Source organism: uncultured Campylobacter sp. (assembly GCF_937949835.1).
GTDB lineage: Bacteria > Campylobacterota > Campylobacteria > Campylobacterales > Campylobacteraceae > Campylobacter_B.
In genome coordinates this window covers 1-9,520 of sequence record NZ_CALEDC010000014.1, presented here as the reverse complement: position 1 = coordinate 9,520, position 9,520 = coordinate 1, and the positions used below count along the sequence as shown (strand labels likewise).

11 protein-coding genes are annotated in these 9,520 nt (G+C 48.7%); all 11 read right to left on the bottom strand.

The annotated features are described in order from the left end of the window. On the bottom strand, window positions 1–739 hold a 739-nt coding region (locus Q0256_RS00390), incomplete at its 3' end, for a CHAD domain-containing protein (protein WP_297959003.1). A gap of 48 nt (window positions 740–787) precedes the next feature. Further along, on the bottom strand, window positions 788–1,198 hold the full coding sequence (locus tag Q0256_RS00385) for a Fur family transcriptional regulator (RefSeq protein WP_297959001.1): 411 nt from the start codon (window positions 1,196–1,198) through the stop codon (window positions 788–790). A 65-nt stretch (window positions 1,199–1,263) separates the two neighbouring features. After that, window positions 1,264–3,093, bottom strand: a complete 1,830-nt coding sequence (gene dxs / locus Q0256_RS00380; protein WP_297958999.1) for a 1-deoxy-D-xylulose-5-phosphate synthase — start codon at window positions 3,091–3,093, stop codon at window positions 1,264–1,266. Further along, the gene (hisC, locus tag Q0256_RS00375) at window positions 3,083–4,192 is read right to left on the bottom strand and encodes a histidinol-phosphate transaminase (protein WP_297958997.1); all 1,110 of its coding nucleotides are present in this window, start codon (window positions 4,190–4,192) and stop codon (window positions 3,083–3,085) included. Before hisC ends, dxs begins: the two co-directional genes overlap by 11 nt. Next, complete coding sequence (pheA, locus tag Q0256_RS00370) at window positions 4,192–5,268, bottom strand: prephenate dehydratase (RefSeq protein WP_297959005.1); 1,077 nt, start codon at window positions 5,266–5,268, stop codon at window positions 4,192–4,194. Before pheA ends, hisC begins: the two co-directional genes overlap by 1 nt. After that, entirely contained in the window at window positions 5,252–5,575 is a 324-nt protein-coding gene (locus tag Q0256_RS00365) for a hypothetical protein (RefSeq protein WP_297958995.1), read from the bottom strand. The genes pheA and Q0256_RS00365 overlap by 17 nt, the downstream gene beginning before the upstream one ends. Next, the gene (gene lysA / locus Q0256_RS00360) at window positions 5,572–6,885 is read right to left on the bottom strand and encodes a diaminopimelate decarboxylase (protein ID WP_297958994.1); all 1,314 of its coding nucleotides are present in this window, start codon (window positions 6,883–6,885) and stop codon (window positions 5,572–5,574) included. The genes Q0256_RS00365 and lysA overlap by 4 nt, the downstream gene beginning before the upstream one ends. Window positions 6,886–6,930: 45 nt before the next feature. Beyond that, the gene (locus Q0256_RS00355; RefSeq protein ID WP_297958992.1) at window positions 6,931–7,977 is read right to left on the bottom strand and encodes an LptF/LptG family permease; all 1,047 of its coding nucleotides are present in this window, start codon (window positions 7,975–7,977) and stop codon (window positions 6,931–6,933) included. Further along, complete coding sequence (pth, locus tag Q0256_RS00350) at window positions 7,974–8,531, bottom strand: aminoacyl-tRNA hydrolase (RefSeq protein WP_297958990.1); 558 nt, start codon at window positions 8,529–8,531, stop codon at window positions 7,974–7,976. Before pth ends, Q0256_RS00355 begins: the two co-directional genes overlap by 4 nt. A gap of 8 nt (window positions 8,532–8,539) precedes the next feature. Further along, entirely contained in the window at window positions 8,540–9,076 is a 537-nt protein-coding gene (locus tag Q0256_RS00345; RefSeq protein WP_297958988.1) for a 50S ribosomal protein L25/general stress protein Ctc, read from the bottom strand. 89 nt (window positions 9,077–9,165) lie between these two features. Continuing rightward, on the bottom strand, window positions 9,166–9,330 hold the full coding sequence (locus tag Q0256_RS00340) for a hypothetical protein (protein WP_297958987.1): 165 nt from the start codon (window positions 9,328–9,330) through the stop codon (window positions 9,166–9,168). Window positions 9,331–9,520: the final 190 nt, after the last annotated feature.

Here is a 9,520-nt window from a genome sequence, read left to right as displayed (position 1 = left end):
TTTCATCCTTTTTTTCAGCTTCGAAAAGCGGCGCGGATAGCTTCAAAACGGCTCTAAATTTACGAATCTGCACGCGCAGCTCGTGAAGAGCTTCGGGGGCGAGGTTTTTTTGATACTCGCCCTTTGCGGCGCACGCCCTCGTCCATGCCAGCTCAAGCGCCAAGCGCGCGAGCTTAACGCTGTCCGCATAGGGCGGAGCGAAAAATTTAACTCGGCTAAATTTTTCAAAAACGCTGCGGGCGTGCGCGAAATCAAGCGAGCGCGGCGGGATGCCGTAGCGCGCCAGATAGCGGCTTTTGTAGCGGTAATCGTCTGTGATCTCGCAAAAATCGGTGCTGCCGAAGGTTTTTGCAAAATCAAAATTTGCGCTTGCCGCCTCGCTTTGAAATTTCGTTCGTAAAATCATGAGCGTGCTTAGCTCGCCGCCGTAAAGCTCTAGCCAAAACTCCGCTTCGTCGCTGGCAAAGCCGTAGCGGTTTTTTTGCACGACGCGGGCGATCCTGCTTTTTAAAGCCTCTTTGAAATCATCTTTTGAAATTTTAAAATTTAGAGTTTGCCTGTCGAGATCCTCTTTTTTGTGATGCAAAGAGCATTCGTCGTTTTGGCGGATGTAGTAAATTTCGGGGTAGAACGAAGTATAAAACCAAGCGATCTTTACCTTGCGACATTTCAGTCCCGTACGCTCTAGCGTCCGCAGAATCGAATCGTCGCTCAATAAAAATTTACGCTTAGTTTGCATACCCGCTCCAAAAATAAAGTGGGTAATAATAGCAGAAAATTCTTTAAACTATCTACACTTTTCGCAGTCTTCGACCGTAGCCGTGATATTTAGCTTGCGGATGAAATTGCCCGCTTTGCGCTCGATGTTTTTCAAAACATCCTTATTAAAGGCATCGTCCATGAAAAGATCCGTGACGTTGCCGCATTTTTCGCAGACGAGGTGGATATGCGGCATCTGATAAATGTCGTAGCGGCTCTTTTTATTCGGCGCATTGACCTCGACTACGACGCCTTCGTCGAGTAGGGTGTTTAAATTTTTATAAACCGTCGCCAGCGAAATGGATGGATAGTCCTCTTTGATCCCCTCGTATAGGTCATCTATGCTTGGATGTTCGTGGCGATCGAGCACCTTTAGGATGCACAATCTTTGAGGAGTTGCTTTCAAACCGCAAGTTTTGAGTAGTTCTACGTGGCTCATTTTTGTCCTTCAAAAAATTTTAAAGTGATATTATCAAATTTTACTTTAAACAAAGTTGATATTAACTAATACTTTTTATCACTTAATATTCGCTCGGTTAGAGTTTGGATATCTAAGCCCAAGCTGCGCTCCACGTCGGCGGTCTTGCCGTGCGGCAAAAAGATATCTGCAAACTCAAAGCTCACGATCTTCACGTCCGAAATTTCATTTTCTTGCAAAAATGCGCTTAAAATTTCACCGACGCCGCCCTTTTTGGCGTTATCGCTAAAGACATACCAAATTTTATCTTTGCTAGCCAAGCTTCGCAAAAACTCGGCGTCCAAAGGCTTTGCAAAGACTAGATCTACGACATCCGCCTCTATCTGCCCCTCCAGCGCCTCAGCCGTTTTATACGCTCTGCCAGCGCCGTTTCCGTAGCCGATCAGCGCTACGTGCGCGCTATCGCTGCGCTTTAAAAACACCGATTTTGCAAGCTCTACCGCAGGCGTATCGATTTCGCAGTCTAAAATAAAACTTCCGCGCGGATAGCGGATCGCCAAAACTCCCTCATGCGTGTAGGAATACTCGATGATCCGTTTAAAGCTCACCTCATCCCGCGGCGCGCACATGCTGACGTTTGGGATCGCGTTTAAGAAGCTCACGTCAAAGACCCCCTCATGCGTCTCGCCGTCCTCGCCCACGATGCCCGCGCGATCCATCGCAAGGACTAAGCTTAAGTTCATAATCGCCGCGTCGTGGACGATCTGATCGAACGCGCGCTGCATGAAGGTCGAATATATCGTAACGTACGGCTTAAAACCCTCGCGCGCCATCGCGGCCATCGAACTTAGCGCGTGAGATTCGGCGATCGCGACGTCCCAGAAGCGCTGCGGAAATTTCTCGATCAGCTTATCCATGCCCGTACCACTCGGCATCGCGGCGGTCACGCCCACGACGTTTTCATGCTTGGCGGCTAAGCTTAAAAGCGCTTCGGCGTAAATTTGCGTGGCGCTTTTGGCGGCGGATTTTTTCTTAAATTCTCCGCTTTGAATGTCGAAAGGCCCTACGCCGTGCCAGTTCTCCAAATAGCCCTCGGCCTTGTCGTAACCCTTGCCTTTGATCGTTTGAGCGTGCACGACGACGGGCTTACGCGCGCTTTTTGCCGTCTTTAGCGCCGATATGAGATCGGCTAGGTCGTGGCCGTCGACCGGGCCGATGTATTCAAGCCCTAGCTCCTCAAAATACATCCCAGGGATGATGAGCTTTAAGGAATTTTCAAAGCGCTTTGCCATATATGTCGCGCTCTGCGGAGCGTGGGAGAGCAGCTCTCTTACGTGGGATTTAAATTTTTGATATGTCTCGCCCGCCATCGCTTGGCTTAGGTATTTGCTAAAGGCGCCGATCGGCTTGCTGATACTCATTTTGTTGTCGTTTAGGATGATGATGCAGGGCGGGCGCAGATCTCCTAACTCGTTCATCGCCTCATAAGTCATGCCGCCGCTCATCGAGCCGTCGCCGATGAGTACGACCGGCACGCGATTTTCGCGCTTTAGGCTTATCGCTTTTGCCGCGCCTACGGCTAAAGAGATCGACGTCGAGGCATGCCCCGCCACGAAGTAGTCAAATTTGCTTTCGCTAGGTTTCGTGTAGCCGCTGATACCGCCGAACTGCCTAAGCGAGCCGAACTCCTCCCAACGGTCCGTCAGGAGCTTGTGCGCGTAGCTTTGGTGGCTTACGTCGAAGATAAACGGATCGCTCGCGGCGTCAAATACGTAGTGCATCGCCACGATGAGCTCGACCGCGCCCATATTTGAGCTTAGATGGCCGCCGTTTTTGCTCACGACTTCGATGATGCGCGCTCTGATCCGCGTGCAAAGCTCCCGTAGCTCCTCTAGGCTTTTATTTTTAATATCCACTCAAAATTTCTCCCATTGCGTCTAGGACGCGACTACTTTGCTCAGGTGTACCGATCGTGATGCGCACGGCGTTTAGCCCGTAGCTTTTTAAATTTCTAATGATGATGCCGCGGCGCAGAAGTTTCTCGCAAAGCTCGCTACTATCTAGCGGCGGGCTAAGTTTGAACGTGATGAAATTTGCGTAGCTAGGGATAAATTCCAAATTTCGCTCGCGCGCAAAATCCTCGAAGCGGCTCATCTGTACGGCGTTGTTTTGTAGGCTTCTTTGCACGAAAGCCTCGTCTTTTAGCGCCGCGATCGCCGCTGCGAGGCTAAGCGTCGTGATGTTAAAAGGCGGTCGCAGCTTATAAAGCGCATTTATGATTTGCCGCGGCGCGATGCCGTAGCCTACGCGCATACCGCCTAGGCCATAGACTTTCGAGAAGGTGCCTAGATAGAGCACGTTTTTAAAATTTTGAATTAAAAGCTTAGGATCAAGCTTCTTGCGCTCATCTTTAAATGCTGCAAATTCGTTGTATGCGGCATCGATCACTAAAAGCGTGTCCTCATCCACGCTGCCAGCGAACTTATACACCGCCTCCGCATCCAAGCACTCGCCCAGCGGATTATTCGGCACGCACAAAAAGATGACCGAAATTTCATCCCTGTGCGCGTTATAAATTTTTAAAAGCTCAGCTAGATCGTGCTCCTGCGCGCTCGTTTTGTAAACTTTAGCCTCGCAGTGGCTTGCGTAGATGCCGTACATCGCGAAAGTGACGCCCGCCTGCAGTATCGCGCGTCGCGAATTGAGCTTGGCGTGCAGCGCGAACTCGATGATCTGATCGCTGCCCGCGCCGATGATGATATTTTCGGGTTCTACGCCGAATTTAGAGGCGAGCGCGCCCTTTAGCTCATACATCGAATCATCAGGGTAAAGATGTGCACAGGCGGCGTTTTGCGCGATCGTATCCTGCACCGCCTCGCTAGTGCCGAAGGGATTTTCGTTGCTGGCAAGCTTTAACACGTCCTGCTTGCGGATACCAAACTCCCGCACTACAAGCTCGATCGGCTTGCCCGCTTCGTAATTGCTTAGATTTTCTACAAATTCGTTAAATTTCATCACTCCCCTCCGTTTATGTAACTTCCCAGCCATGTGATTTCGTGGCCGTTTTTCTGCGCGTTTTGCAGCACGCGCGCCACGCGCTCGTCGTCGATGTGTCCCTCAAAATCGACATAAAAGACGCATTTAAAATCCCTAAGCTTGATCGGGCGGCTTTCTAATTTGGTTAAATTTATCCCCTCGTTGCGAAACATCTGCAAAAAGTCCACGAGCCCGCCCGGACGGTCGTCGGTTTTGGCTAGGATGCTCGTTTTGTTGCGGTCGCTCTTTTGGTTTTTAAAGTCGCTCAGCACGAAAAAGCGCGTGCGATTGGCGGAGTTGTCCTCGATCTTTTGAAACATCATCGGCACGCCGTAAAGATCGGCGGCGATCTTGGAGCAGATCGCGGCGGAGTGCGGCGTAGCAGCCGCCATCTGCGCCGCAAGCGCGGTCGATTTGGTCGCGGTAAATTTAACGCCGCTAAGGCCGTGATCGTCTAAAAATTTAAGGCACTGATTGTATCCTTGCGGATGCGAGAATATCTGATCCACCGTGCTTACGTCGTCGCAATGGCTCGCAAAGCAGTGGTGGATATCCATATAAATTTCGGCGACGATCTTGACGCCTTCGTATTTTCGCAAGCAATCAAGCGTCGCGCCTACCGCGCCTTCGGTATTATTTTCGATCGGCACGACGCCGTATTTGGCCTCGCCGCTATCAAGCTCCTTAAAGACCGCCTCGATGTTTGAGAGCGGCAGATAGGAGCTTACCGCGCCGAAGCGGCTCTTGGCGGCTTGGTGCGAATAGGTGCCGAAAGGCCCTAAAAACGCGACGATCTGCGGCTTTTCTAAATTTCGCGAAACCGAAAAAATTTCAAAAAATATCGCCTCGATCGCCTCTTTGCTTAAATTTCGCGCCTTTCCGCCGTCCAGCCTGCTGATGATCGAGCGCTCGCGCTCCGGGCGGTAGATCGCGCTGCCCGCGGTCTGCTTCAGCTCGCCGATCTTTTTGACAAACCCCATGCGCTCGTCGATAAGGCGCAAAATTTCATCATCCAGCCTGTCGATACAAACGCGCAGATCATCGATGTTTTGCATCACAACCCTCCTTTTGCTCGCCCCTAAATTTCGGTTTTAAAAATTTCACGCCGCCACTCTTGCCGCAGGCTTTGAAATTCTTACCGCGCGAACTTAAAATTTCATCGCTTAGGATAGCTGCGCTGCAACTTCCGCGCGCTAAAAAGGCGCGATAAAATTCGTCGCAGCGGGATCTGAAATTTAAAGCGGCGGTGCATTTAAAATTTAGGGCCGCGCTTGCTGCTGCGTTAAAATTTAAAGCCGCTGCGCGCTCGGATTTGAAATTTAAGATTGCGCTGCGTTTTAGACGGCTCACCGCGCGGATCATACGAGATCCTTTTCTAGCGCGATTAGTTCATCAAAGCTCTCGCGCTTTCTAATCAGGCGGTCCTGTCCGTCGTAAACCGCGACCTCTGCGGCGCGACAGCGGGTGTTGTAGTTGCTCGACATCGAAAAGCCGTAGGCGCCGGCGCTTTTTATCGCGAGCAGATCGCCGCTTTGCAGGCTAGGCAAGCTCACCCCTTTGGCTAAAAAGTCGCCGCTTTCGCAGATCGGACCGACGACGTCGCAGAGGCTAGTTTCGGCTAAATTTACGCCGCCCAAATTTTTTTGATCCGCGTCAGAGCCGCTTGTTTGATCCTCGCCTCTGCTGCCTAAATTTACTTCGCTTGCGTCCGGTTCGTTTAAATTTATACCCTCCGAAGCGCCAATGATCTCGATGGCGTGGTGCGCGCCGTAGAGGCTCGGGCGTATGAGATCGTTCATCGCGCCGTCAACGATGACGAAGCGCTTGCCGCAGTTTTGTTTTTCGTAAAGCACGCGGGTAAGGAAGACTCCCGCTGCTCCTGCTATGAAGCGCCCGGGCTCGCACACGATCGTGACGTCTAGACCGCTTAGGCTCTTTAAAATTCCTTGCGCGTAGTCGTAGAGCACGATCTGTTTTTCATCCTCGTAGCGGATGCCGATGCCGCCGCCCACGTCGAAAAATTTTATATCGATCTCAAGGGCTCGCAGCTCGCGTAGCAGATCGCTTACGATCTTTGCGGCGTCGCAGATCGGAGAGATGTCCGTAAGCTGGCTGCCGATGTGAAAGTGGATACCGACTGGGTTTAAAAATTTGCTCTTTTTGGCGTAGATATACATCTTGCGCGCGGTCTCGATGCTGACGCCGAATTTGTTCTCATTTAGCCCCGTGGAGATGTAGGGGTGGGTCTTGGCATCGACGTTTGGATTTACGCGGATGCTGATGCGAGCGGGCTTATTTAGCTTTTGCGCGATCCGCTCCAGACGCAGCATCTCGGCTTCGCTTTCTAAATTTATCAGCAAGATGTCTGACTTTAGCGCAAACTCGAGCTCGCTGTCTTGCTTACCGACGCCCGAGAATATGATCTTATAGCTCTTTGCGCCGATATACAGAGCGCGGCGCAGCTCGCCGATACTGACGCAGTCAAAGCCGCTGCCAAGATCTGACAAAAACTTCAAAACGCTAAGGTTGGAATTGGCTTTAATCGCGAAGCAAACGAGCGACTTGCGCGCTGCGAAAGCCTCTTTGAGCGCTATGAAATTCTTTTGTATTTCGTTAAAATCGTAAACGTATAAAGGGGTGCCGTATTTGCGGGCTAAGCTTGAATAATCCATAGAATTTCCACCGATAAATTTTGCGCCATTCTAACAAATCAAGGCTTAACGATGCTTAAAAACTAAAAATGCCGCAAAGCCTAATAACGCTGTTATGGGCACGATAATGCCGAGTTCTGGGATGATAACGCCGTTGAGAGAAAACCTAATTAACACGAAAAGCACGCCCCAAGCGCATAGCGTAGCGATAAAAAATCCGAAACTTAGTAGCGCAAGATTAAAAAATCGCCCCGTAACGGGCAGGTAATAATACAGCACCAATACTGCCAAAGGCGCAAATAACGGAAAAAATATCATATTATAAAGGCTTGCTTTTATAGTGGAGATATTCACGCCTTGATGCGAAAAGGTGCGGATCGAACGCAAAGCATCCCTGATCGAATATACATTACTCGTATCATAAACGCTTGCAATTGAGCTTGGATCAAAGCCCTTAAGCGCCTCGCTCTGCACGTTAAACTCACTTCTTAATCCACTTCCTCCAAGCTTAAGCTGCGCTGGTAAAGTGGTGGTATTTACGTCGCGTAGATGCCAAATTTTGCCTGCGTATTCGCCAGAGCTTGCGTGCGAGCGTGAAGCAACGGAGTTATCCCCTATATTAAAGATCGTTATATCATTTGCGTTTTTGCCGTTTAGAGCTTTGATGTAGATATATTTACCCTCAAATTTCAAAAACATATCTCCCCCCGTAGGCGATAAATCGGTTAAATTCTTTTGAAATTTTAATGCGTATGCAAACGAGGTGGAATTTAAAGCTATAAAGCCCGCAGTAATCGTAAGTGCGATCAAAAATGGAGGGATTATCAGAGCATTTTTGCTAACTCCAAGCGCATAAAAGCTCACCAGCTCGTTGCTACGGATCATATTAAAGCCCATCAAAATAAGCGCAAAAATAAGACTTAGCGGCAGCGTGTAGCTAAGCGCGACCGCTGCGGTTAGAGCAATATACAAAAGAGCAGTATTCGCGCTTGAGGGAAAATCTTTGAGATTGGTAAGCACGTCGATGCCTACGTAAAAGCACTCAAGGGCTATTAGAAGTATAAAAAAATACTTCAGATAGGAAAGAGCCGCGTATTTTACATATAACTTCACACCCTAGCCTTTTTAATCGTAAATTTTTGCGCGATCTGCTCTATATCCGAGCAAATGAGCTCCTCTACCGCGCGCGCGACGTAGGGTAAAATTTCGCTCAGCTTCTCGCGCTCACTTTCGTTAAAATTTCCGAGTACGAAACTGGCTGCATCCTGCCCTTGCTGTTTTTTGCCCACGCCGATACGCACGCGCTCGTAATCTACACCGATTAGCGCATCAATCGATTTGATACCGTTGTGCCCGCCGCTACTGCCGCCTTTTTTAAATTTAACGGCGCCTAGATCCAAATCTATATCGTCGTGCACCACAATGATGCGCTCGGGCTTATAAAAATCATTCACCGCTTTTACGGAGTTGCCGCTTAAGTTCATAAAAGTTTGGGGTTTTAAAAGAAGAAGCGAGCCCTTTTTAAAAAGCTCGCCTTGGAATTTAGACGAACCGAGCTCGCTAAAGCCGCCCGTCTTTAAAATTTCGTCGATTAGCATAAAACCGACATTGTGTCTGGTGTCTGCGTATTTCTGAGCAGGATTCCCAAGTCCTGCGATCAGTATCATAGGCGCCCCTATTTAGCCGAAGTAACTCCGACTACCGCTACCGAGCCGTCTAGGATGATGCTGACGCCCTCTTTTACCGGAATATCGCGGATCAAAAGCGAATCGCCTACGTCAAGATCACTTACATCGAGCGTAAAATCGTTTGGTAGATCTTTGCCGGCGCATTTTACGGCGATACGGCGCTTGGATTGCACCAAAATACCTTTATTTTTTAGCCCTTTAGCGACGCCAGTTACCTTAACCGGCACTAAATATTTGCTTACGACGTCATCCTGAACTACTCGCAAATCTACGTGAATTAGGGTATTTGTGACGGGGTGCTTTTGGTATTCTTGCACGATGACGCGATATGTCTTACCGCCCACGCTAACCTCGAAAGGAAGATCTTCTTTTGCGCGCATAGCTTTGATAAAGTCGTTTACTTTAAACGCTGCGTTAATATTTTCAAATCCTTTCGCATAAATATTAGCGATTAGATAACCATCTCGTTTTAGGGATTTTGAAGCCCTTTTACCGATACTATCTCTAACGATACCTTCTAACATTAGGTTTCCTTTGTGAAAAAATGAAACGTGATAATAGCCAAATATTGCTTTAAATCTATTTAAGCGCCTATCGGAATTCAAAGGCGGATTTAATCCGCCATCTTATAAAAATCACCCACAATCTTATAGAATTCCACATCCTTCATAACGGCTCTTTTTACCTTTCTCGGCTGCCCTGTTTTGGTTATCGTCTCTATTTCTTCGCGCTCGCCGGTATCTACTTGAGTTTTATTTAAGGCTTTTTCTTTGATCAATACTAAATTTGCGCCGTATTTTTCAGCTTTCCTTAGAAATTCATATTCCGTTCTTTTGAAATCTTCCCCCTGTTCTTCGATATTTTTTTACTATTTTAGCACTGCGCAACCCGCGACTAGCATGCAAAACAACGCCGTAAAGATAAATCTCAAGAATTCTTAAATTTAGGTCAAATTTTGCTAAAAACTA

Bases quoted from the DNA above. Each gene is read 5' to 3' on its own strand.
- Q0256_RS00345 (WP_297958988.1), bottom strand. From the start codon at position 9,076: ATGTTAGAAGGTATCGTTAGAGATAGTATCGGTAAAAGGGCTTCAAAA.
- lysA (WP_297958994.1), bottom strand. From the start codon at position 6,885: ATGGATTATTCAAGCTTAGCCCGCAAATACGGCACCCCTTTATACGTT.
- Q0256_RS00385 (WP_297959001.1), bottom strand. From the start codon at position 1,198: ATGAGCCACGTAGAACTACTCAAAACTTGCGGTTTGAAAGCAACTCCT.
- Q0256_RS00365 (WP_297958995.1), bottom strand. From the start codon at position 5,575: ATGATCCGCGCGGTGAGCCGTCTAAAACGCAGCGCAATCTTAAATTTC.
- pheA (WP_297959005.1), bottom strand. From the start codon at position 5,268: ATGCAAAACATCGATGATCTGCGCGTTTGTATCGACAGGCTGGATGAT.
- pth (WP_297958990.1), bottom strand. From the start codon at position 8,531: ATGATACTGATCGCAGGACTTGGGAATCCTGCTCAGAAATACGCAGAC.
- hisC (WP_297958997.1), bottom strand. From the start codon at position 4,192: ATGAAATTTAACGAATTTGTAGAAAATCTAAGCAATTACGAAGCGGGC.